The 23,985-nt window shown below is 39.1% G+C and carries 26 protein-coding genes; 9 read left to right on the top strand and 17 right to left on the bottom strand.

Annotated elements, in window-relative coordinates:
* Window positions 1-20: 20 nt before the first annotated feature.
* The 11 genes from HMPREF3263_RS08560 to HMPREF3263_RS08510 all read right to left on the bottom strand — a co-directional run bounded on the left by HMPREF3263_RS08560 (window position 21) and on the right by HMPREF3263_RS08510 (window position 10,449).
* Window positions 21-842 (bottom strand): ATP-grasp domain-containing protein, encoded by an 822-nt coding sequence (locus HMPREF3263_RS08560; RefSeq protein WP_005697611.1) that lies wholly within the window; start codon window positions 840-842, stop codon window positions 21-23.
* Window positions 843-912: 70 nt separating this feature from the next.
* A complete protein-coding gene (locus HMPREF3263_RS08555; protein WP_005697639.1) occupies window positions 913-1,347 on the bottom strand; it encodes a pseudoazurin in 435 nt (144 codons plus the stop codon).
* Between the two features lie 13 nt (window positions 1,348-1,360).
* The gene (locus HMPREF3263_RS08550) at window positions 1,361-2,134 is read right to left on the bottom strand and encodes an ABC transporter ATP-binding protein (RefSeq protein ID WP_005697603.1); all 774 of its coding nucleotides are present in this window, start codon (window positions 2,132-2,134) and stop codon (window positions 1,361-1,363) included.
* Complete coding sequence (locus tag HMPREF3263_RS08545) at window positions 2,134-3,183, bottom strand: FecCD family ABC transporter permease (RefSeq protein WP_005697612.1); 1,050 nt, start codon at window positions 3,181-3,183, stop codon at window positions 2,134-2,136. The genes HMPREF3263_RS08550 and HMPREF3263_RS08545 overlap by 1 nt, the downstream gene beginning before the upstream one ends.
* A gap of 15 nt (window positions 3,184-3,198) precedes the next feature.
* Window positions 3,199-4,314: an ABC transporter substrate-binding protein gene (locus HMPREF3263_RS08540; RefSeq protein ID WP_005697609.1), complete on the bottom strand. Its 1,116-nt coding sequence runs from the start codon at window positions 4,312-4,314 to the stop codon at window positions 3,199-3,201.
* Window positions 4,315-4,411: 97 nt separating this feature from the next.
* Window positions 4,412-5,509 (bottom strand): cytochrome-c peroxidase, encoded by a 1,098-nt coding sequence (locus tag HMPREF3263_RS08535; RefSeq protein WP_070853209.1) that lies wholly within the window; start codon window positions 5,507-5,509, stop codon window positions 4,412-4,414.
* Window positions 5,510-5,628: 119 nt separating this feature from the next.
* A complete protein-coding gene (locus tag HMPREF3263_RS08530; protein WP_070853208.1) occupies window positions 5,629-6,738 on the bottom strand; it encodes a lytic murein transglycosylase in 1,110 nt (369 codons plus the stop codon).
* Between the two features lie 33 nt (window positions 6,739-6,771).
* On the bottom strand, window positions 6,772-7,575 hold the full coding sequence (locus HMPREF3263_RS08525) for a glycosyltransferase family 2 protein (RefSeq protein ID WP_070853207.1): 804 nt from the start codon (window positions 7,573-7,575) through the stop codon (window positions 6,772-6,774).
* Window positions 7,576-7,597: 22 nt separating this feature from the next.
* On the bottom strand, window positions 7,598-8,479 hold the full coding sequence (locus tag HMPREF3263_RS08520) for a glycosyltransferase family 2 protein (RefSeq protein WP_070853206.1): 882 nt from the start codon (window positions 8,477-8,479) through the stop codon (window positions 7,598-7,600).
* Window positions 8,472-9,671, bottom strand: a complete 1,200-nt coding sequence (locus HMPREF3263_RS08515; RefSeq protein ID WP_070853205.1) for a hypothetical protein — start codon at window positions 9,669-9,671, stop codon at window positions 8,472-8,474. Before HMPREF3263_RS08515 ends, HMPREF3263_RS08520 begins: the two co-directional genes overlap by 8 nt.
* Window positions 9,672-9,678: 7 nt before the next feature.
* On the bottom strand, window positions 9,679-10,449 hold the full coding sequence (locus tag HMPREF3263_RS08510) for a glycosyltransferase family 25 protein (RefSeq protein WP_070853204.1): 771 nt from the start codon (window positions 10,447-10,449) through the stop codon (window positions 9,679-9,681).
* A 404-nt stretch (window positions 10,450-10,853) separates the two neighbouring features.
* On the opposite strand from HMPREF3263_RS08510, the gene purR reads away from it, so the two are divergent.
* On the top strand, window positions 10,854-11,864 hold the full coding sequence (purR, locus tag HMPREF3263_RS08505; protein ID WP_005697663.1) for an HTH-type transcriptional repressor PurR: 1,011 nt from the start codon (window positions 10,854-10,856) through the stop codon (window positions 11,862-11,864).
* Between the two features lie 168 nt (window positions 11,865-12,032).
* The gene (gene ppc, locus HMPREF3263_RS08500; RefSeq protein WP_005697631.1) at window positions 12,033-14,672 is read left to right on the top strand and encodes a phosphoenolpyruvate carboxylase; all 2,640 of its coding nucleotides are present in this window, start codon (window positions 12,033-12,035) and stop codon (window positions 14,670-14,672) included.
* Between the two features lie 56 nt (window positions 14,673-14,728).
* Here the strand turns inward: ppc and HMPREF3263_RS08495 are convergent, their stop codons facing one another.
* Window positions 14,729-15,160: a MarR family winged helix-turn-helix transcriptional regulator gene (locus HMPREF3263_RS08495; RefSeq protein WP_005697621.1), complete on the bottom strand. Its 432-nt coding sequence runs from the start codon at window positions 15,158-15,160 to the stop codon at window positions 14,729-14,731.
* Window positions 15,161-15,263: 103 nt separating this feature from the next.
* Here HMPREF3263_RS08495 and HMPREF3263_RS08490 point away from each other — a divergent pair, with 103 nt between their 5' ends.
* Both HMPREF3263_RS08490 and HMPREF3263_RS08485 read left to right on the top strand, forming a co-directional pair.
* Window positions 15,264-16,157 (top strand): ABC transporter six-transmembrane domain-containing protein, encoded by an 894-nt coding sequence (locus HMPREF3263_RS08490; RefSeq protein ID WP_005697597.1) that lies wholly within the window; start codon window positions 15,264-15,266, stop codon window positions 16,155-16,157.
* 96 nt (window positions 16,158-16,253) lie between these two features.
* Window positions 16,254-16,577, top strand: coding sequence for an HI1450 family dsDNA-mimic protein (locus HMPREF3263_RS08485; protein ID WP_005697650.1), 324 nt, complete (start codon window positions 16,254-16,256; stop codon window positions 16,575-16,577).
* A 67-nt stretch (window positions 16,578-16,644) separates the two neighbouring features.
* On the opposite strand, the gene hypE is transcribed toward HMPREF3263_RS08485, so the two are convergent.
* The 5 genes from hypE to HMPREF3263_RS08460 form a co-directional block, all read right to left on the bottom strand.
* Window positions 16,645-17,658, bottom strand: a complete 1,014-nt coding sequence (hypE, locus tag HMPREF3263_RS08480; protein ID WP_005697589.1) for a hydrogenase expression/formation protein HypE — start codon at window positions 17,656-17,658, stop codon at window positions 16,645-16,647.
* Window positions 17,659-17,662: 4 nt separating this feature from the next.
* Entirely contained in the window at window positions 17,663-18,775 is a 1,113-nt protein-coding gene (hypD, locus tag HMPREF3263_RS08475) for a hydrogenase formation protein HypD (protein ID WP_005697602.1), read from the bottom strand.
* Window positions 18,776-18,784: 9 nt separating this feature from the next.
* Entirely contained in the window at window positions 18,785-19,591 is an 807-nt protein-coding gene (gene hypB / locus HMPREF3263_RS08470; protein ID WP_005697615.1) for a hydrogenase nickel incorporation protein HypB, read from the bottom strand.
* A 186-nt stretch (window positions 19,592-19,777) separates the two neighbouring features.
* Window positions 19,778-20,119, bottom strand: coding sequence for a hydrogenase maturation nickel metallochaperone HypA (gene hypA, locus HMPREF3263_RS08465; RefSeq protein ID WP_005697604.1), 342 nt, complete (start codon window positions 20,117-20,119; stop codon window positions 19,778-19,780).
* 136 nt (window positions 20,120-20,255) lie between these two features.
* Window positions 20,256-20,669, bottom strand: coding sequence for a MerR family transcriptional regulator (locus HMPREF3263_RS08460; RefSeq protein WP_005697590.1), 414 nt, complete (start codon window positions 20,667-20,669; stop codon window positions 20,256-20,258).
* 85 nt (window positions 20,670-20,754) lie between these two features.
* Between HMPREF3263_RS08460 and HMPREF3263_RS08455 the strand changes: the two genes are divergently transcribed.
* From HMPREF3263_RS08455 to HMPREF3263_RS08435, 5 genes are read left to right on the top strand one after another with little or no spacing between them, the layout of a single operon-like run.
* Complete coding sequence (locus tag HMPREF3263_RS08455) at window positions 20,755-21,438, top strand: DUF4198 domain-containing protein (protein WP_005697667.1); 684 nt, start codon at window positions 20,755-20,757, stop codon at window positions 21,436-21,438.
* Window positions 21,438-21,941 (top strand): hypothetical protein, encoded by a 504-nt coding sequence (locus HMPREF3263_RS08450; RefSeq protein ID WP_005697614.1) that lies wholly within the window; start codon window positions 21,438-21,440, stop codon window positions 21,939-21,941. Before HMPREF3263_RS08455 ends, HMPREF3263_RS08450 begins: the two co-directional genes overlap by 1 nt.
* Window position 21,942: 1 nt before the next feature.
* Window positions 21,943-22,554 (top strand): cobalt transporter CbiM, encoded by a 612-nt coding sequence (cbiM, locus tag HMPREF3263_RS08445; RefSeq protein ID WP_070853203.1) that lies wholly within the window; start codon window positions 21,943-21,945, stop codon window positions 22,552-22,554.
* Window positions 22,551-23,195, top strand: a complete 645-nt coding sequence (locus tag HMPREF3263_RS08440; RefSeq protein ID WP_005697659.1) for an energy-coupling factor transporter transmembrane component T family protein — start codon at window positions 22,551-22,553, stop codon at window positions 23,193-23,195. Before cbiM ends, HMPREF3263_RS08440 begins: the two co-directional genes overlap by 4 nt.
* Complete coding sequence (locus tag HMPREF3263_RS08435) at window positions 23,195-23,836, top strand: energy-coupling factor ABC transporter ATP-binding protein (protein WP_005697661.1); 642 nt, start codon at window positions 23,195-23,197, stop codon at window positions 23,834-23,836. Before HMPREF3263_RS08440 ends, HMPREF3263_RS08435 begins: the two co-directional genes overlap by 1 nt.
* The last annotated feature ends 149 nt before the right edge of the window (window positions 23,837-23,985 follow it).

The following is a 23,985-nucleotide window of genomic DNA, read 5'->3' as shown; positions in this document are numbered from 1 at the left end:
GTAAGGTTTTTTTATTGCTCTTATTTTAAGATTCTAGCCTTTAACACATCCACAAATCGCTCTGTTGCCCCTTCCCAACGATCTAAATATAACGCAGGCTCAATCAACTCCAATTCATTTAATAAAAATGTACTGTCAATAATCGTTCCATCTACGCGTGCATAGACAGGCATCTCTGGCAATTTATATAAAACATGGCGCGCTGTTTCAATAATATGACGATGAACCTCAACAGGGATAATTTCAACTTTATATTGTGAATTTGCTCGCCATTCATTTTGAGGTGGCTGTCGGCGAATAGCATGACTAAATACACCATTAAAAAAAATCAAGCTGATTTCACCATTTATTGCTACTTCAGGAATAAACGGCTGTAACACAACTTGCTCACCATACAGGGAAAGATCAGGTAATGCTTCACCTTGTTTGAGTTTTGTCACCAAATTACCGCTCTGCCCTACAGCAGGTTTGATGACAAATTCTGGCCAATCTTGGCGTTCAAGTGCGGTCAAAATTTCAGATGTTTTTGTTGAGCAAATAATAGTGGGAATAACATTGATGCCCCAATTCTGCAAATCACATAGATAGCCTTTATGGCTATTCCATAACATTAATTCCGCAGGATTGATGAATGCATTCTTATGTTGTTTAATCCATTGAGTAAATTCATCATAGAAATTTGCATAATCCCATGCTGCTAAAGGCAGAATAAAATGACTTTGTAATGTTTCTTGCCAAGGCAAAAATTGAGTAGGAATACCTTGATTAGAAAGTTGTGTTTGTACAGGGATAAGATTTTGAGGGGCTGAAGGATACGTTTTGCAAGTAGTAATCGTAAGCATAGTAAATAATAACAGATTTAAACATAAAGAAGATGCGCCAATTATTTAACTGGCGCATCGATTTCAATGATTATTTTACTTGAGAAAAATATTTTTCAAGACGACCTTTGTTCGTCATAGATTTTTTCTCGAGGTCTTTCACCACTTTCTCTGCTTGTTCTTTGTTTGGTAAATTATCACCCACTTGAATTACACCATTCATATTCATTGAACGGTGTACTGGGCAAGTATAAACATATACACCTTCTTTATCTAAAGTGATCGTGAGTTCCTGATCTTCTTCAGATTGGAATTTTTGTGCACCTTCAGGAATCGCTTTGCTGTGTACAAAGTGGCTTTTATTTTCTGCACGGAATGTCACCGTATCACCCGGTTGTACTTTTAAATAACCTGGTTCAAAAACCATTGAGCCTTCACTGTTTGAATTCAACATTTTGATGTCATAATGTGCGGCTTGAGCAGCAAAACTTAATCCTAATAATGCTGCAAGTGCGATTTTTTTCATTTTCATTTCCTTCTTAAGAATGTGCTGATTTACGTTGTGGACGAACCACTGGCAAACCTGCGCTACATTGTAATAATTCAACGTTTACACGATATAAACGATTAATGGTTTCGACTTGTAAAACATGATGAGCATCGCCGACACCTTGCACTTTACCTTCACCAAGTAAAATCAACTCATCTGAAAATTGAGCGGCAAGGCTTAAATCATGTAATACCATTATAGTAATCAGATTTTTCTGTTTCGTATAGGTGTAAACTTCTTCTAAGAGATTAAGCTGATGATGCATATCTAACGCACTCACCGGCTCATCCAACATTAAAATCTGTGGTTCACGTAATAAAACCTGGGCAAACATCACCATTTGGCGCTGCCCACCACTGAGATTCAGGATATCACGATGGGCTAAATGACCAATACCTAATTGTGCCATGATACTTGCTGCTTCAGTGAGAAGCTCATCACTTACTCGCATCGTTAGGCTATCCATTCGTCCTAAAAGGACAACTTCAAGTGCGGTCAAGCTTGCATCTACTCGGCTATCTTGAGGCATATAGCCAATTGGTTTACGCCAATCCGCTAATTTCGTCCGTTCTAGCTGTTTGCCTTGATAGGTAATTATTCCTTCATGTGGCAATTCACCAAAAATGGTTTTCAGCATGGAGGATTTTCCCGTGCCGTTTGGTCCTAGTACCGTATAAACTTTACCTTCTTCAAAACGGACATTAATGTGGTCCGCAACGGTGAGATCACCTCGTTTTACCGTAAGACTTTTTAATTCTAACATTATTGTCCCCGCTTGTTATTTAAAATAATCCAAAAGAAGAAAGGCACCCCAATAAACGAGGTAACAATCCCCACCGGGAATAATGCACCAGGGATAATGACTTTGGATAATACCGAAGAAAGGGATAAGAATGCGGCACCGACTAACATTGCGCCCGGTAAGAAGAAACGTTGATCTTCACCAAGCAACATTCGAGCAACATGTGGAGCAACTAAGCCGATAAAGCCAATCACGCCCACGAAACTAATTGCCGTCGCCGTCATCATAGCGACAAGAACTAAAACCTTAATACGTAATACTTGTAAATTGATGCCAAGACTCGCTGCACGATCTTCGCCTAAACGAAGTGCGGTCAATTTCCAAAGCTCTTTTGAAAGTAATGTGACACAAATTGTGGTGACGACAATAATGATGATTAAGCTCTGCCACGTGGCTTTATTTAAACTACCAAATAACCAGAATAGGATTTGTTGCGAGACTTCCGGCGCTGAAATAAATTGTACTAATGAAAGCAAAGATTGGAAAATAAAGAGTAATGCAATCCCTACCAACACGAGCATTTCAGAGCTAAAACGACGTTTAGAGGCAAATAAGAAAAGGATTCCCGAGGCAAGCATAGTCATGACAAACGCGCCTATTGGCACGGCAACTTGTATGGGTAAACCAAAGCTCCCGAAAGCAATCACAATAGAAGCACCAAAACCAGCCGCAGCAGCCAATCCTAAAGTATAAGGACTTGCCATTGGGTTATTTAATAAGGTTTGGATCTCTGCCCCACCTACAGCCAATGTTGCCCCCACTACAAGCGCCATCAATGCCATGGGTAAACGTAAATTATGCACAATATTGTCTGTCATTTTATCGACTTCACCGATACCGAACAAGGCGTTCACAACTTCCGACACCGATAGCATCGCGGGGCCTGTCATCACATCAAGAATGAGGCTAATCACACCAATCACAAGAAAAGATAAAATAACAAACCAGCGTTTGCGTTCAAGCTTACGCTGGTTAGCCACAATATCTGCTACAACAGAATTGTTTTTCATGAATTAACGTTTCCCTTATTTAGTTTCAGGGAAAAGATAAATCGTACCTTCCGGCGTAACCGGTAAGTAGTTTTTATAGAAGTTTAGATAAGTTTTTTGCGGATCTAAATCTTTAAACAGATCAGGATAAGCGGCTTTAGCCACAAACTGAACGGAAGCACTGTCTGATAGAGTACGAGAGTTCGCATGATAGGCTGCATAAACACGATTATTTTTCACTGCCGGTAATTCAGCCCAACCTGCACGATGTTTGAATGCATTTAAACGACGTTCAGCTTCCGCTTTTTCAATACCAAAGCCCATCACCATACCATCTTGATTTTTCTTCAATTCAGTTTCACGGCCTGTAATAATAATCGCATCCGGTTTCGATGCTAACACTTTCTCTGCAGCTAATGTACCCCATTTACCGATTTCTGCAGGCGCTACGTTTTCTGCGCCTACAAGGCTAATCATTGAGCCCCACATGCTTGAGAAGAATGTCATCCCTTGTTCAGCTGGGCCACCGCGACCAAACTCTACATACACTTTTGGTTGTTTTGCTAATTTCGCATTTTTAACCGTAGTCTGAATATGTTCTACAATATCCTTGTATTCTTTCGCAATTTTCGCTGCGCGATCTTTCTGACCGGTTAATTCGCCAATAATTTCCGTTGATTTGATGTGTTTATCTAAGGTTTGAGCGTTGTAATCTAAGACGACAATTGGAATACCCGCTTCATTGATAGCATCTAAATCAGAACCTAGCATTTCGTACTGCCAATCTGCTAAGACTAAAAGATCAGGTTTTAATGAAAGCACTTTTTCCACAGAGAACGTGCCTTCCTCTACTTCACCCACATCATCTAACTGATTTAATTTTGGCACAGCCTTGCTGAATAACTCCCAGCTTGCTGGTGCCCAAGAAGACCATACTTTCTTAGAAAAACCGACAACGTTATCTAACGCTTTATCGCCACCAACAGCCATATAATCTTGGTAATAGAAACCAAGCACAACGCGTTTTGCCGGTAAATCAACAGTGACTTCACGATCAAGTATATCTTTTACTTTCACGGGATCAGCATTGGCAAAACCTGCAGTTAAACCAAGAATGGTCGCAATCGCTAAAGTTGAAAAACGTTTTTTCATAAGAAAAATCTCCTGAGTAAAATTAAAAAATAAATGATAATAATTATCGGTGCGAATAATACCGAAAACGATTGCTAAATTCAACTCAGGTGCTCAACTATTCTTCGTAAGCTTCATCCGTTAATGTTTTCAAGAATACTTCTAATGCGTTAATCTCTTCATCTGTAAGCGGTTTTGCTTTTAAAACATCAGGATTAATGGTTTGAGCATATTCGGCTTTATCCCACGCTTTTCCTGTTTCGGGATTGATTTTACGATTAGGATTATTAAAACTGTCTTTAAATAACAAAACAGTTTTCAAATCATGGAAAACGCCGTTATGCATATAAGGTGCAGTGACACTGATGTTGCGCAAAGTTGGCACTTTAAATTTGCCTTTTTGCTTTTCATCGCCTTTCACCATCGGGTTATCCAATAGTCCATTATCCACAAAATCGGCAGCTAATTTATTAAGCTTAATTAATTCTTGGTTACTTGGCACACCGATGTTGAAATAGCGATAATTCGTAAAGGTTTCTTTTACTGAATTCGTTTCACTTGATTGGTGGCAGTTACTACAATTTGTGCGTGTTTTATCAAAAAATAATGCCTTACCTTCGGCTTCAAGTGCGGTCAATTCAGCTTCACCTTTTAAAGCACGATCATATTTTGAAGAGAATGGCGCAAATAACTCTTGTTTTTCAAACTCGCCAATGGCTTTTTCCATGATGGCATAAATCTTGTCGGTATCCGCCCAAATGCTTTCGCCATAAAGATCTGTAATAGGTTTGTAATAGGTCGGATCCGCTTTTAATCTCTCAACAATGGCTTTTTTATCTGGCATGCCCATTTCTACTGGATTTACTGGTGGTCCACCTGCTTGCTCGGCTAAATCTTTCGCACGACCATCCCAGAATTGTCCGCCTACATAATCTTTAATTTTTTTATCGAAATGAAAATCCGGTGAGAACATCGCATAAAGCGCAGTATTGGCATTTCGATTACCATGAAGATGAGGATTATCCCCTTCTGAGACCATTTGATTTGCGGAATTCTTACGTTGATCCACAAAGGCGGTATCTGGACTATGGCAGGTTGAACAGCTTTGTGTTTTATTAAAAGAAATCGATTTATCAAAAAACAACACTTCACCGAGTGCTTTATAATCCAATTCTTTTTTCTCTGCTTGATCAGCTAATGCATAATTGCTCTGCATCAGGGGGGCAAACAATAAAATAGAAAGCCATTTTTTTGCATCGTGTTCTCCAAATATTCAAATTATAGATAAAAAATAATCCAACAAAGCATTGTTGGATTATAAAAGGGAATAATATTCTACAAGCCGGTAACCATCTTGATACGATCAGCAAACATCCCAATGCTCACACCGAAGTAATTCGATTTGTTCCAATCTAAAATCGTGCGGTAATTATTGGAAACCAAGAATGCACGACCAACTTCTTTATCCGGGCGAACTAGCCAAAGATCAGCTTGAGAAAGCGCGGCAAGTTTATCTTGTTCTTGTTGGCTAAAGCTCGCTAAAGTGACGCCTTTAGACTGCCAATCGCTGAGTGAACGTGCTTTGTTCTTCTCAATACCTGAAAGCGATAAATCTAATGGTTGATTTAATGTGACTTCAACGCCCCAAGGCAATTTGTTATCCCAACCTACAGTGTGGAGATAATTTGCAATTGAAGCAAACGCATCAAATTGGTTTGTCCAAATATCCTTCACACCATCATTATTACCATCTGCTGCATAATTTAAGAATGCGCTTGGCATAAATTGAGTTTGCCCCATTGCCCCCGCCCAAGAGCCTAACATTCTGTGACGTTGAATATGATCACGTTCTAACATTTTCATCGCATTTACAAATTCTTTACTGAATAAAGCTTCACGTCTGCCATCAAAGGCTAATGTAGCTAAAGCTGAAAGCACATCATAGCTACCTTGGTAGTGACCAAAGCTACTTTCCATGCCCCATAAGGCAAGGATATATTCCTGTTGAACACCATAACGTTGGCTTGCTTGTTGTAATGGCGCCTGAACTTCCCAATAACGCTCTTCGGCAATATCCACTTTGTTTTGAGTCAGTACTTTATTCAGATAATTGGTTGTACCGTTTGGATTCGGTAACTGTGGTTGATCCGAATTACGCTTGCTTCTACCCGCTTGAGCACGATCTAAATCCACCGCCTTTTGCATATATTGAATATTATTTTGTGCATTCAATACAGAAGCAGACACGCCTTCAGCTGCCGCTTTACCTTTTAAGAACTGCACATAATCATTAAAGTTATCTAAGGTTCTTGGCTTGCTATAAACAGCATTACTACTTACTGACGGAATACTTTTGGTGGATGACGTTGTTGTACTGCTTGAACAACCGACTAATAAAAGTGCGGCCGATAATGCGGTCATTTTTAACGTTGAGATTAAATTCATTTCTTTTCCTTTTTTAATTATCAAAATATCGCATTATTTGCGTAAAAATTTGTTATAAACAGCTTTCAATAATGAGGTTGGTAATAAGCGAGAACCTGAACGCAAGGCAAAGGTGAATAGGCCTGAAAATAAGCCTTGAATACCTAAGCGATGTTTCAATTTAAATAAACGCCATTCTGCTTTCGCTTGGTTTAAACCTCGACGACGCCCTACCATGCCATTGCCCACGCGGGCATAAACTAAAATATCTGGCAAGTTTGCCACTTTTTGTCCTTGTGCTACGAGCTTAATCCACAGGTAATAATCTTCCTGTAAATCTTCATATCCACCACAATTAATGACCGCACTTTTTTGATATGCCACCGTCATGTGGTTGAACGGACAACGTTTTTGCGTAAATTTAACGATATCTTGTGCATCAGTCGGCACGTTACGATATGCCACAATGTCTTGAATATTTTCGCCAAACTCAGCAATCTGCCCACCGAAAATAATCGTATCCGGGTGCTGCTCAATAAACGCCACTTGTTTCGCAAAACGTTCTGGCACACAAATATCATCGGTATCCATACGGAATACCCAATCGTGTGAACAATGTTTCAATCCTTCATTGAGTGCTTTACCTAAACCTAAATTTTTTGGCAATTTCACTAAGTTTAAGGGTAATTTTGTTTCGAATTCAGAAACCACGGCTTCCAATTCAGGTGTGACAGCACCATCAAACACCAACACAATCTCATCTGCCGGATGGGTTTGAGCCACTAAACTTTCAAAACATTCTCTTAAATATTGTGGGTTTTCCTTAATATATAAGGACATTAAAACTGAAAATTTCATACTTCTCTATCTAATAAGTTATCTACATAAATCGCTTCAAATTAATTGCCAATTTAGGTGAAATTAAAACCACAAAGGCAATGACTAGCTGCTTAATACTTTTCGTTAATTTAAAAATTTCAAAATAGTAAAAAGCCGCTTTACGGGATAAATTCATAATATGTGGGTAAGCCAACATATATTGTGTGTTGATGGCAAAATTCTTTTCTTGCTCTGCCGTTTTCACATAATGTTCACGGATATAATCAATCGCTTTTTGCGTATTAGTCGTATCCGTTGATACGCTAGAACGCTTGGTATGGAAGGTACAATAAGTTAATGGTTCTGCCACTTTGTACGCTTTAAACGTTGGATCTTGTACAAGCTTCAGCAAGAAATCATAGTCTTCTAAAGAACGAAGTGCGGTCGATAATCCGCCGATTTTTAAAAACAGATCTTTTTTCACCCCAATCATCGGCATACCACCGATTTTATTCGCCAGTAAAATTCGCTCTACGCTAATATCTTGCGGCTCAATTGGGTTCGTCACATAGCTAAAACCTTCATTGACCATTTCACATTGGGCTGGATGATAAACAAAGTTAACATCCGCATGCTCGGCAATCACATCGGCTAATTTCTGACATTTATCATTTGCAAAACGATCGTCATCATCAAGGAATAACAACCATTCATTATCGGCATTTCTTGCCCCGATATTACGGCTTTCTGCCGCCCCTTGATTGGTTTCGTTACGAATCACTTTAACTGCAAATGGATATGATTGTGTTACTTCAACGGCTTCTTTTGAGCAATCATCCACAATCACCACATCAAAATTATAGGTGGTTTGCTTGGTTAAACTTTCCAATAACGCAGGAATTTCTTCTTTCCGATTATAAGAAGGCACGATGATACTAAACATCTTTCTGCTCCTGTTGTTTAAATAAAATAAGTTGTTTACCGTGAGTGCCAAAAAGCGATAAGAACATCAGCATGACAAACATAATGCCTGGGAAAGCAAAGGTATCCGCTTTGATGTTACAGAACGCTAAAATCACAAAGGCAGAAAGAATAAATTTCCAGCTGCCATCAAACCAGTTTAAGGCGACTTTGCGTACAAAATAGAATGTCACGGCAAAACACACTAAAGCATAAGACACGCCACCATAAAGAATTTGGCGTAAGAAACCAGAGTCCGTATGACCATAATAACGACCAACTTCTAACTCACCTGTCATATACATACCATCGCCATAAATGAACTGCTTGAGTGTTGGCATAAAGAGGTGGTTTTTCATCAAGGTGTCCGTTGACGAACTGACAAATCCTGCACCATGTAATAAATTAATCACGGGTTCTAAAGCATGTGCTACATAAGGATTTTCAGGTAAGAAATAGGCCAATAATAATACCAAAACAGCAAATGCAATGAGTGATGGCACATAACGCCATTTGAAATACACTAAAATGCTCACAACCGATAACAGAAGGAATGTACGTCCTGAAATCAACCCAATGCATAGCATAAAAAACACTAAAATACTTGGAAGCGTATTATGTTTAGCGTTGTAAGCCAGTAAGAAATGTAACAGCATCAAATAGAATAAACTCAATTGGAAAAAGGCGGTTGCGGTGATGTTATATAAGCGATATTCCTGCTCTGAACCATAAAAACGTGCGGGCAACACCGCATTGGTTGAAAGCAAGAAATCAATCATAAATGATGCACCGAGTAAGCCAATCACGCCCACGACAAACTGCACCACCACACCAAGTTGTAAATCACGAACGACTTTCTGTTGACCATTTACATTGGCATAGAAGGCATTATAAAGTCCCACGCCGAAGATAAATAAAATCAGCTCTTTCACATACATGGTGATGACCGAAAAATCTCGCGTACCATTGACTAAAAGTGGAATCACGCTAAATGCAATCAGCCCAATGATAACGGCTAAACTATCTACTGGCACAGTGATACCTTGTGGTTTCTGCTTTTTAAAATACTGATAAGCCAATACAACCAATGCCGCTAAACCTGTGACAAATGACATGCGTACGACATGAAACAGCCAAGGATCGTAAAGATAAAAAAGATTAAAAAGTGCGGTCATTTTTACGTTATTTTCCTAAATTCTTTTTCACTGCTAAGATTTTTTTGAGTGGATATTTCATTAATTTCTTCACTAAATTATTAGATTTTGAACCACGAATCGCTTCCAAATTACTCACTAATTGTGGATTTTCAATGGCTACAAGCGGACGAACCACATTGTTATTAATCTGGAATTGGGTTTCAAATAATAAGAAATCATCAGCAAGCCAAAACGGTTTTTCTTGTTCGAGTTGTTTCAAAAATGCACGTGCCGCTGATTTTTTGATTAAGTATGCCACCGTACCTGCAAAATAACTTTTATATGGATAAGCCACGGTGACATCACCAATAGTTTGGCGCAAGAATGAAAAAGTGGTTGGATAATTGATCTCTAATTCCACATCATTAAATTCAGCAATTTTTGACTGCCCGATTAATACAATATCCGCATCACATTTTTCGGTTAAGAGTGCGATTGTTTTTGGTGATAAATTTGAATTGAATAAAGCGTCATCTTCACACACCAATGCATAGTCATTTTCCGTCACATTTTGATCTTCTACGATCTGACGATACACTGCTAAATGACTTAATGTACAACCAATTTCGCCTTTTGTGACGTTGCGTCCATAATGCTGTTCAAATTTTGTTGGATTGAATACTTCTGCCAATTCATCCCATTCTTTTTTCATGGTATTAATGGCTGAAAATACAACGAAATCTGCCGTATCTGGTTGAGCAAAAAACAGCTCACGACGCTGAACATCTTTATCTAGTGAAATCAAATATTTATTCATAATTATCTCAAATTTGGTTTTTGCAGTATTTTGATTACAACAAACGGAAATAGTTGCAAATTATACTAAAGAAATAGTCCAATGGCATGGCTTTTAGCACAACTTTAAAAAGCCTTAAAAAAATAACCGCACTTTAAATGCTTAAAGCGCGGTCTATTTTAAATGGATTAATATGTTATTTCTTTCAATTAGAAAATTGCTGTCGCTAAACCGACTACAACACTTAAAGAAAGCACTACAGCTAACATTGCGTAACCAAAATCACTCATTTTAATTTCCCACTTGTTTAGTTAAAGATAACCCATTCTAACAATAAAGCACGTTTTTTCAAAAAATTTTTATAATTTACTTAACCTATTTGGTGACAGTCTTTATAATAGGAAAAATTCTCTAGAGGCAAAATTATGGCAACAATTAAAGATGTCGCAAAAATGGCTGGTGTTTCCACCACCACTGTTTCACACGTAATTAATAAAACCCGTTTTGTAGCAAAAGAAACCGAAGAGGCGGTAATGCAAGCCATTAAAAGCTTGAAATACTCACCAAGTGCTGTTGCTCGGAGTTTGAAAGTCAATACAACAAAATCCATTGGGATGATTGTTACCACCAGTGAATCTCCTTATTTTGCTGAAATCATTCATGCCGTTGAAGATCATTGTTATCGTCAAGGCTATTCACTTTTTTTGTGTAATACACAAAATGATCCTGAAAAAATTAAAAACCACGTCGAAATGCTTGCCAAAAAACGCGTAGATGGTTTATTGGTCATGTGTTCTGAATACACACAACATTCACTCGATGTACTTTCTAGTTTCTCGTCTGTGCCTATGGTGGTGATGGATTGGGGTCCAAATACAGATACCGATATCATTGAAGATAACAGCTTTACGGGCGGTTACCTTGCCACGAAACATTTAATTGATTGTGGTCATAAAGCGATCGGTCTTATTGCGGGTGAATTAGATAAAACGACTGCAAGAACCCGTTACGAGGGCTTTGTAAAAGCGATGAATGAAGCCAATCTACCAATACATGAAAATTGGATTATGGAAGGTTTCTTCGAGCCTGAAGACGGTTACGAGTGTATGAATAAAATTCTCACACAAGACAACCTACCTACTGCCGTATTCTGTTGTAATGATGTGATGGCATTAGGTGCAATCTCTGCGATTACGGAAAAAAGTTTACGCGTGCCTGATGATATCTCAATTATCGGCTATGATAATATTCACTCATCACGTTTCTATGCACCGCCACTCACAACGATTCACCAATCGAAGTCTCGTCTAGGTGCGCAAGCGGTTAATCTTTTGTTTGAGCGTATTGCCAATAAAGATAACGATAATCACGAAAAACACCGCATTGCGATCCATCCTGAACTCGTCATTCGAAAATCAGTTCGCAATCTTAAATAAACATTAAACTTTTTGACCGCACTTTGAATTTTATCTAAAAAGTGCGGTCGTTTTTTTACTTATTTTAGCCTTTATTGATTTAATTCAAGTTTTTGACGTATACCATTTGATCCCGATACATATTTTTGGTTATATCTCTCCTAGTTTTATTTTTATCGGAGTTTATATATGACTAATGAGTATCGCACTCTCCGCCATAACATTAATATGTTAGGGCGTTTTCTTGGTGAAACCATTAATGATGCACAAGGCGAAGACATTCTCACCTTAATTGAAAATGTTCGTCAATTGTCCAAACAATCTCGAGCAGGCGATAGCCTGGCACGTAAAACATTGTTGGATACCCTTTCCACCATTTCAAATGAAAATATTATTCCTGTTGCGCGTGCATTCAGCCATTTTCTTAACTTAACGAATATTGCTGAACAATACCAAACCGTCTCTCGCCAACATAAAGATTTACAATCCTCTAACCGTTCATTGAGTGCGTTATTTCAACGTTTAAAAGCACAAAATGCCTCAAAAGAAGAGGTTTACAAAACCGTTGAAAACTTGCTTATTGAGCTTGTATTAACGGCACATCCAACCGAAACTACACGTCGTTCTTTAGTGCATAAACACGTTGAGATTAATAAATGCTTAAGCAAATTAGAGCATGATGATTTAACACCTAAAGAACGAGGTATTATTGAACGCTTATTGCTTCGTTTAATTGCTGAAGCGTGGCATACCAATGAGATCCGTACAGTTCGCCCTACCCCATTCGATGAAGCAAAATGGGGCTATGCGATGATTGAAAACAGCCTATGGCAAGGCGTGCCGGAATTCTTACGTCAATTAAATGAACATGCTCGTGAATTCTTAGGCTACGACTTACCCGTGGGCTTACGTCCTGTCAGAATTTCTTCTTGGATGGGCGGTGACCGTGATGGAAATCCATTCGTTACCTCAAAAATCACCCAACAAGTCCTCTATCTTGCTCGTTGGAAAGCAGCTGATTTATTCTTAAATGACATCAAATCCCTTGCCGATGAATTATCCATGGTCAAATGCACACCAGAATTTACCGCAAAATATGGTGAGCATTTAGAGCCTTATCGTTTTGTGGTCAAAGAACTTCGCGCAAAACTTATCGCGACCCTTGATTACTTTGATGATTGCATGGCAAATCGTCCGCCACGCGTAAACCAAGCGGATATTATCATGGAAGATAATCAGCTTTGGGAACCACTCTATGACTGCTATCAATCATTGATGGCATGCGGCATGCGTATTATTGCCAATGGTTCCTTATTGGATATTTTACATCGCATTCGCTGTTTTGGTGTCACTCTTTCACAAATGGATATCCGTCAAGAAAGTACTCGCCATACAGATGCTATTGCAGAAATCACCCGTTATCTTGGCATTGGTGATTATGCACAGTGGAGCGAGGCAGAGAAACAATCTTTCTTAGTACGTGAATTGAATTCTCGTCGCCCATTAATTCCAACCCATTGGAAGCCGTCTGCAGAAACCCAAGAAATTTTAGAGACGTGCAAAGTTATTGCACAACAAAAACAAGGTGTAATTGCTTGCTATATTATTTCCATGGCGAGAAGTGCCTCTGATGTGCTTGCCGTGCATTTATTACTAAAAGAAGCGGGCGTGCCTTATCATATTCCTGTCGTACCACTCTTTGAAACCTTAGATGACTTAGATGCTTCTGAAAGAGTCATGCGTCAATTATTCAATATTGGTTGGTATCGTGGCGTGATTAACAATCATCAAATGGTGATGATTGGTTATTCTGATTCTGCCAAAGATGCAGGTATGATGGCTGCTTCATGGGCACAATATCGTGCACAAGAAGCGTTAGTCAATTTAACCGAAGAGCTAGGTATTGAACTCACTTTATTCCATGGTCGTGGTGGTACAATCGGTCGAGGTGGTGCGCCTGCACATGCAGCATTACTTTCTCAGCCACCACGCTCACTCAAAAATGGTTTACGCGTGACTGAACAAGGGGAAATGATCCGCTTTAAACTTGGTTTACCAGAAGTTGCGGTTGAAACCTTTGATCTTTATGCGAGTGCAATTTTGGAAGCAAACTTACTTCCACCGCCAGAACCAAAAGCAGAATGGCGTACTGTGATGGATGAACTTTCCGCTACTTCATGCGACATTTACCGTAGTGTTGTTCGTGGTGATAAAGACTTCGTGCCTTATTTCCGCAGTGCCACACCGGAACAAGAACTGTCTAAACTACCACTTGGCTCTCGTCCTGCAAAACGTAATCCAAATGGGGGCGTAGAAAGCTTGCGTGCCATTCCATGGATTTTTGCTTGGATGCAAAACCGCTTAATGCTACCGGCATGGCTTGGTGCAGGTGCGGCAATTCAAAAAATTGTGGATGAAGGCAAAGGCCATATTATTGAAGAAATGTGCAAAGCTTGGCCATTTTTCTCTACTCGCGTGGGTATGTTAGAAATGGTGTTCAGTAAAACCGATACTTGGCTTTCTGAGCAATATGATCATAACTTAGTGAAAAAAGAGCTTTGGTATTTAGGTGAAAATCTGCGTAACCAACTCAATGCGGATATCAAAACCGTGCTTTCGCTTTCTCACAAAGATGAATTAATGGCGGACTTGCCGTGGATCGCAGATTCTATTGCATTACGTAATGTTTATACGGATCCGCTCAATCTCCTTCAAGTGGAATTGCTCCGTCGTTTCCGTGAATTGCCTGAAAACCCAAGCCCTGATGTCGAGCAAGCCTTGATGATTACCATCACCGGTATTGCAGCAGGTATGCGAAATACGGGCTAGTTACAGCAACTAAAAATAAGTGCGGTCAAAAAACAACGATGATTTGACCGCACTTTTTATTTATTCATTACATTTCGACAGATTTGGGAAAATTCAGACATTAATGCAAAAAGTTGAGAAGATTTCTGCTTTCCAAATACATTAAATGCGTTCTCAAACATTTCTGTGGTCGCCTCATAAATCGGTTCTGCTTGCAATTTACCTGCATTTGTTAATTGCATAATCCTTTCACGTTTATCTGTTGAACTCGGATAAAATTCAATCCATCCTTTTTCTCGAAATTCTTTGCAAATATTAAACACGGTTTGTTTTGGCAGATACCATTCATCACAAATTTGCTTTTGTGTGCATTGTCCATTTTCAGCACTAGCTAAACAATAGAGCACAGCAAAATGATTGTAATTAAGTAAAAATTTCTGCTCAATCCATGTATCCAGCACCTCATCAATTTCTGAAATGTGCTTATCAAGCAACTCAAAATTATTCATTTCTATCCCTCAACTTTCTCTGTTTGTCTTATTCTATCATTTCAATCATAAAAACATAGTCTTAAAATTTACTTTATTTTAGTAACTTTTGAGACTATAATTTATGCAATTTAGTAAATTATTGGACTATATCTTTATGACTAAAATAACTTCAAATGCGATAGAAAATATTAAATCAATCGCCAAAAACAACAAAAAACGTCTTTTTTTTACTTTTAGCTTGGTCACATTAGAGAACATTCTCTTTATTACTTATCCCGTTTTTGGGGGCTTTGCTGTTAATGCAATAATGAATGGAGATGTGTTGCTTTCACTTAGCTATTCCCTTTTAGTGCTTATCATTTGGGGAATTGGTGCAGCTCGCCGTGCAGTAGACACTCGTAGTTTTGCTCGTATTTACGCAGAGCTTGCCGTGCCGGTTATCATTAACCAACGAGAGAAAGGATTAAACATCTCAGCAATTACTGCTCGTGTAGCATTATCACGTCAATTTGTGGACTTTTTTGAACAACATCTACCAACATTAATTATGTCGAGTTTTTCCATCGTTGGTGCGGCTATAATGCTATTGTGGCTAGAATTTTGGTCTGGCATAACGGCTTGTTTAATATTGGTGTTTTTTGGTCTTTTATTACCTAAATACTCAAAAACAAATGATTTGCTTTATTTAAAGCTTAACGATCGGTTAGAAAAAGAAGTCAACGTAATTGAACAAAAAAGCAATTATCACTTAAATAAACATTATGACTGGCTCGCCTATTTACGTATCCGTTTATCTAATCGTGAAGCAACGGGTTATTTATGGATTGGCATTGCATCAGCTATTTTATTTGGTGTCGCTGTAGTTAATTTAGCCACAACTAAAGGTGTGCAAGCTGGGCATATTTATGCAGTAATTACTTATCTTTGGACATTTGCGATTAGTCTTGATGATGCACCTCGATTACTCGAGCAATTTTCTAATTTGAAAGATATAGGAAAACGAGTTGAGGTTTAACTACTATAAGCAAAATATAGATGAATTTGACCGCACTTTTTGTTTTCTGTTTCTTGCGGTATCATACGCGCAATTGACTTGATGAAGGAAAACCCAATGACAACTGATATTCAAAAACTCGATCCAGATGCAGCGATTGATCTTGCTTATGATATTTTCTTAGAGATGGCAGGCGAAAATCTCGATCCCGCTGATATTATGCTATTCAATCTGCAATTTGAAGATCGTGGTGCAGTCGAGTTTGTCGAAACTGCCGATGATTGGGAACAAGAAATTGGGGTGTTAATCGATCCTGAGGCTTTTGCTGAAGTTTGGGTCGGATTAGTAAATGAGAAAGATGAAATGGATGATGTGTTTGCGAAATTCTTAATTTCACACCGAGAAGAAGATCGTGAATTCCACGTTATTTGGAAAAAATAGCACTCTTCTCACACATATCAATTTACAAACTAAAACCGGTTTAATTTTAAATTAAACCGGTTTTTGCTTAACAGATTCGTGGTAAAGGTTCGTTGCGTGGTAAGTCTAATAAACGACTTTGACCGAAAAGACCAACTGCTCGAACTTTACCATCAGTCGTTACCTCGCCGATTATGGTCGCATTTTCACCTAATGGATGGCTACGAAGTGCGGTCAGAATTTCAGCTGTTTTTTCTTTATCCACCACAATCACCAGTTTGCCTTCATTGGCAAAATTTAATGCATCCAAACCGAGTAATTCGCAAATACCACGTACTTCCTGACGAATTGGTAATACCGTTTCATCAATTTGAATCCCTACTTTTTGTGCCTGTGCAAATTCGTGAAGTACCGCATTCACACCACCACGGGTCGCATCGCGTACAGCTTTCACCCCTTCAATCGGACGAATACAATCAATAAGCGGGGCAAGCACAGCACAATCACTGCGTAAATCCGTTTGAATACCAAGATTTTCACGTAAATTCAAAATGGTTGCACCATGATCACCCAAAGTACCACTCACGATAATCTGATCACCTGGTTGAATGCGATGCACGCCCCAGTCGAGTCCGTTTGGAATAACACCAATACCGGCTGTATTGATAAACACTTTATCTATCGCGCCTTTTTGTACTACTTTGGTATCACCTGTTACCACTTGAATACCGGCTGACTGACAGGCTTTTGCCATAGATTGAATCAATTTTTTTAAAGTTTCCAGTGGTAAGCCTTCTTCCAAAATAAAGCCACAAGACAAATATTTTGGTACGGCACCGCATACCGCTACATCGTTAGCGGTACCACATACAGCGAGTTTACCAATGTCGCCACCAGGGAAAAAAATCGGATCAATCACAAAACTATCGGTAGAAAATGACAATGTTCCACCTAAAGCATCTAACTCTTGTAAAGCAATACGAGCCTGATCTTCGCCTTGTGAAAGTATTGGATTATCAAATGCCTCGACAAAATAATCGCGGATCAACTCTTGCATTGTGGCACCACCATTTCCGTGTGCCATTGTAATAAAATCAGTCATTGTTTTATTCCCGTCTATATTGATAATAGGCCGCACATGCCCCTTCGGAAGACACCATCAATGCACCATAAGCATTGTCAGGATTACATTTTTTAGCAAATAATGGGCAATCCGCCGGCTTACATTTTCCGATCAGTACATCACCGCAGCGAGAATCAGGATCATCGGCAACTTGATGTGGCTGGCAAGCAAAATGCGCTTCTGCATCAAAGCATTGATAATCATCTGTCAGTTCAACACCCGATTCCGCAATTTCGCCTAATCCACGCCATTCACTGCTGGCTTTCAAGCGGAACACTTCACTGATTGCCTGTTGTGCTAACTCATTGCCATGTTGGTGTACGATACGTTTATACTGATTTTCCACTTCACAGCGTTTTTCAACAATCTGTGTCACCAACATTAAAATTGCTTGTAGGATATCTAAAGGCTCAAAACCAGTGATCACAAAAGGCTTATGGTAGGTATCACACAATTCCTGATAAGGTTCAGAACCAATCACCATGCTGACATGACCTGGTGCAAGAAAGCCGTCAATTTTGACTTGTCCTTGTGATAATAAGCTGTGTAATGTTGGGATGATAGTGATATTTTGACATACCACAAAAAAGTTTTTTACCTGCTGTTTTTTCGCTTGTTGCAAGGTAATTGCAGCACTCGGCATCGTCGTTTCAAAACCGAGTGAAAAGAACACCACTTTTTTATCTGGATTATTTGATGCAATATTCAATGCATCGAGCGGCGAATAAACGATTCGAACATCTGCGCCCTGTGCTTTAGCTTCTAATAATGAACCTAAACGTCCACGTACTCGCATGGCATCACCGAAAGTACAGAAAATTACTTCTGGACGACGAGCAATCTCAATACATACATCAATTCGCCCCATCGGTAATACACACACCGGGCAGCCTGGACCGTGAATAAATTCAATACTTTTGGGTAATAAGCGATCCAGCCCAAATTTAAAAATGGTATGAGTATGTCCGCCACAGACCTCCATCAGATATAACGGATTTTCTGGCGTAAAGTGCGGTTGGTTTTCCATTATTTTTTGTAACCGCTGCAACAGACTTTTAGCCAGTTCAGGATCACGAAATTCATCAACAAACTGCATTTGATGCTCCTATCGTTCTTGCGCTTTTAACCAGTCTAGCCATTGCTGTAACCCTTCTCCACTTTGAGAAGACAACTGGATAACCTCAATTGTTGGATTCACTTGTTTCGCATAAGCAATACATTTTTCCACATCAAAATTTAAGTACGGCAGTAAATCCACTTTGTTTAAAATCATTAACTTCGAAGCCGCAAACATATGTGGATATTTGAGTGGTTTATCTTCGCCTTCTGTCACAGATAAAATCACTACTTTGGCATGCTCACCTAAATCAAATTCTGATGGACAAACTAGGTTTCCGACATTTTCAATAAACATCAGACTATTTTCCTGTGGCTGCAATTTCACCAATGCATTACCAATCATTTGTGCATCTAAATGACAACCTTTTCCTGTATTAACTTGAATCGCCGGCACACCCGTTTGACGAATACGATCCGCATCATTTTCTGTTTGTTGATCCCCTTCGATCACATAACAAGGATAGTCATTTTTTAATGCATTTAGTGTGGTCGTCAATAAAGTTGTTTTGCCTGAACCTGGACTTGAAACAAGATTAAGTGCCAAAATATGTTGATTCGCGAAAAAGCGACGATTCATATCGGCTAATTGATTGTTGGCACCAAGAATATCTTGTTCTACTTTCAGTAATCGTTGCTGGGTTTCTTCTTGTTGTGGAAAGTCTGGCATGCGGAAGGAGGAGTGAGAAAAATTAGGTAGTTTTGTTGCATGTTGCGCATTGGAATCATTATGAACATGCGGTAATTCTCCGATTCTGACTTGGTCTGGATGGCCACAGCCACAGGTTGTACACATAAGTCACCTCAATAATGTTTCGTTTATTCTGTAAATACTTAGAATCTATGGTAATTCACATGCGTTAGAATACCATATTCTCTATCTTAAATATATTCTTTGAAGAGAGATAAATACATACTATCAAGTAGTTAGCGTATTTTATATTCAAAAGATCAGGTTAAATTTGCCAATTTAGACGTCTTGCTATTTTACGGCAATTTCTTTCACTCTAAATTCGGTGCCACTTCGACGTTGTAAACATGCACTGTGACAATGTGGACAGCAATCTTGATAGGCTTCAATCTCAACTTCCTTTTGACATTGCCAGCACCATGCAATCGCAGGTAAATGAATAAAATGTAACTGACAGTTTTCAGCAACGGTATCTTTTCGCATAATTTCAAAGCAAAATTCTACCGCACTTTGCTCGACACAAGACAGCGCCCCAATTTCTAGCCAAATATCTGTCACTTCATGGATTTCATGCTTTTTCTTTTGTTGATCAATAATTTCCATAATATTCTGACAGAGAGACATCTCATGCATGATTTTCTCCTTAAAATAAAAAAGCAGTTTCTTCCAATTCTACTCTTTTTTAATGTTTATTTTCAGCATTTCTGTGTTTCGTTGCTTGATATTTAAACGTTGTGTGAAAAATTTTTACTGGTACTCGTACAAGAAATCATTTTAGTGGCACAAAATTAATGCCGCTATGTTGCAATAAAGTATTCATTAAATCATTATTTTGTTCAAACTGGCTACATTTGCCTTTGAGCTGAATTAAGCGAATTCTCAAGTGAGCCAATTCATGGATCCGTTTTGATACTTCTCGAATATGTCGATCTAGCAACTCATTAATTTCTCTTTCCTGCTCTTGAGTAGCACATTGAGGATTGAGCAACATTTTGATTTCTTTTAGTGAAATATCCAAACTGCGGCAATAGCAAATAAAAGAAAGTTGTTTCAAATGCTCTTCCGTATAAACGCGAAAATTACCACTTGTTCGCTTAGCGGGTTCAATCAATCCTTGTTTTTCATAGAAACGTACGGCTTCCACCGTACAGCCAACAATGTTGGCTAGCTGACCAATTTTCATTTTTTTAAAATTACACTTGACTCTGAAGTTACTTCATATTTTATACTTTATCACAGTATTCACATGTTAGAAAAGGAGAACTTCCATGAAAAAAACAGCATTACTTATCACTGCACTATTCGGTGCTTCACTCGCTAATGCACATAATGTTTGGTTGGAGCCCGTTAAGGATGTAAAAGGGCAATATGTGGTTAAATTTGGTCATGAGGAAACTGAAACCTATCCTCAAAGCAAATTAAAAGCGGTACGCCTACTTGATGCTAAAGGCCAATTGCAAAATGCCACAGTAAACTTTAAAGAAGGCGAAGCACACTTTGCTGCACCTGATGCTGCCATCGCATTTATTCGCTTTGATAATGGCGTTTGGTCAAAATTGCCAAGCGGTAAATATGTCGAAAAAACCAAACAGCAAGCACCTGAAGCTGTACTCAGTGTTAATCCAGTCAAATTCGGCAAAGCGATTTTACACTGGGATGCACAAGCGAATAAATCACACAATATGGATTATGAGCTTATTCCACAAAGTGAACCGAAAGCGGGACAACCACTCGATATTCTCGTGTTAGTAAAAGGTAAACCTGAGCAAGGCATCAAAGTGGGTTTAGGCGAAGATCACCCATTCAACTTAACCAATGAAAAAGGTATTGCACAATTCACCCCTAAAGCGGGCTATAACAAAGTCTGGGCTGAATTTGACGAGCCGGTTCAAGACAATCCTGACTATAACAAACGTAGTGTTGAATATATGCTAACTTTTGACGCGAAATAATGAAAAGAGTTGTATTTTTAACCGCACTTTTCACCTGGCTGTGCGCACCATCAGCATTGGCTCATAGTTTGCATGTTTTTGCACAATATGATGGACGCACAGTTTCTGGCAAAGCCTATTATTCCGATATGACCCCAGCGGCAGAAACCTATATGGAGATTTTTCAAGCTGGTCAGGACTCCCCTCTATTGGAAGGTAAAACGGATCGCGATGGGCAATTTGCCTATCCGATCAATACGACTGCCGAAGGTGCCATTAAAGTAGTGATAGAAGGTGAAGAAGGACATCGAGCCTCAATTGTTGCCAACAGAGTATCTGCGCAAACCACTAATAACAGTGACAATGCATTGATGTTGGTCCGCGAAGATATTTCTAAATTAAAAGACAAAATTTACCTGCACGATATTATTGGCGGTATCGGCTATATTGTTGGTATTTTTGGCTTATGGGCATTGATTAGAGCCTCAAAGATGACGCGTGCGTCGCAATCTAAGGAAAGATAATATGCATTTATCGGAAGGTGTGTTGCATACACCCGTATTGCTTGGTGGTGCAGCTGTCGCATTAGTCTGCGTAATGATTGGTCTTAAACGACTCAATTCGCAGCAATTGCCGCTAACAGCATTGTTTGCTGCTGCTTTTTTTGTTGCAGGTACCATTCATGTACCGGTTGGCATTGGCAGCGTGCATCTCATTTTAAACGGCATGGCCGGCCTGTTTCTCGGCTGGGTTGTTTTCCCTGCCTTTTTGATCGCATTAGTACTACAAGCTCTGCTCTTTTCCTTCGGGGGATTTGCCGTATTAGGTGTCAATTTATGCGTAATGGCATTACCTGCCCTTCTCGTACATTGGCTATTTGCAAAAAGACTTGAAAATGACAATTCCCGTCGCACTCAAATTGCCGCAGGAATTGGTGCAGGTGTAATCGGTGTTGGTGGTGCGGCCTTGCTCGCTTCTTTAGTCTTAGCTCTGGATGGTGGTAAAGCCTACAGCGATCTGATTATGCTACTGGTGATATCACATATTCCTGTGTTTATTATCGACAGTATCGTCAGTGTTGGTGTGGTCTTATTCTTAAACAAAATGTACCCAACAGTGCTCAGTGTGGTGAAATGAATTTTCTTGCTATTTTTCAACCGCACTTACGATTAATTTATGTGTTTTTGTGTGGACTTATCGTCAGCACAATGACACATATTTCAACGCTTATTATCCTTAATCTAGTCGTATTAGGCGGATTACTTATTGCGCTAATACGCTATCGAAAATCCCTTACCAGTTATTTCAAATATTGGCTTAAACTAAATCTCTTTACGCTACTCGTTTGGTTAACCTTAAGCTGGAAAATCACCGAGCAAGGTTTAGTATTAAATCCTATGGGCATTCAGCTCGCGCTGCTCATCACGCTACGTTTTAATTTGATTTTAAGTTTAACTCGACTCTTGTTAATTGATATGAACGAGAGCCTTTTATTGCAAGCGCTATGTCGTTTGCCGTTGCCTGAAAAATTACTTCACCTATTTGTTCTGACCGTACGTTATATTTCCGTACTGGGTGATGTACATAAAAAAATGGATATGGCGATGCGCGCACGCGGATACCAGCCAAAACTTAACGGCAGAACCTTATTTATCGCCGCGCAACGTGTGGCATTATTATTAATTCATGCTCTCGTTAAAGCAGAAAAAACAGAAATGGCGCTAAAAGCACGTGGCTTTCAACTGCATGATGTGAAAAAAACACAGGATAAATCTTGATGAACGTCCTCGAAGTCAAACAATTACAGATCATGCGCGAGCAACGTGTGATTATTGATAACCTTTCTTTTGAACTCCCTGAAGGTCACCGCCTTTTTTTACAAGGTGATATTGGTTGTGGGAAATCAACCTTATTACACTGTCTATTAGGTTTTATACCTCACCAACAAGGTGAAATTCGCTGGTTCGATCGAACATGCCATCAAGAAAAGGATTTTGTACCGCTACGTGGAAAAGTAGGCATCTGTTTCCAACATGCCGGCGATCAGCTTTTCGGCCCAACTGTACTTGATGATGTAGCCTTTGGTCCACTCAATCAGGGATTGAACCGAGATGAAGCCTATCAAATTGCATTACAGCAATTAGAACGTCTGAATATTGTTGGATTAAAAGATCGCTCTGTGAATACCTTATCTGGTGGAGAACAGAACTTTACAGCACTGGCTGGCGTGCTAGCGATGCAGCCAAAAGTATTGTTATTGGATGAACCAACCAACGGACTGGATGTAAAAAATATCGCAAAACTGACCGCACTTTTACGCGAGTTACAGTTACCAATGCTTATTGCCTCGCATGATTTACGCTTTAGTGAAACACTCGCCGATTCTTGTTTGTCTTTAGCCACAGATAATGATGGCTAAATGCGTTCATAATATCTAAGAAAATAATTCAATAAAAAACGTAAACCCGCTCAACATAACTACAATGAAAAAAGCGAGATAATTTCATCTCGCTTTCTTTTCATATATTGAAACTGAATTACAGTTTTCTAAAATTTGAATACCATATT

The organism is Haemophilus sp. HMSC61B11 (genome assembly GCF_001838615.1).
Lineage (GTDB): Bacteria > Pseudomonadota > Gammaproteobacteria > Enterobacterales > Pasteurellaceae > Haemophilus_D > Haemophilus_D parainfluenzae_AD.
Note: the sequence above shows the minus strand (reverse complement) of the source record. Positions and strands in the feature narration are given on the sequence as shown.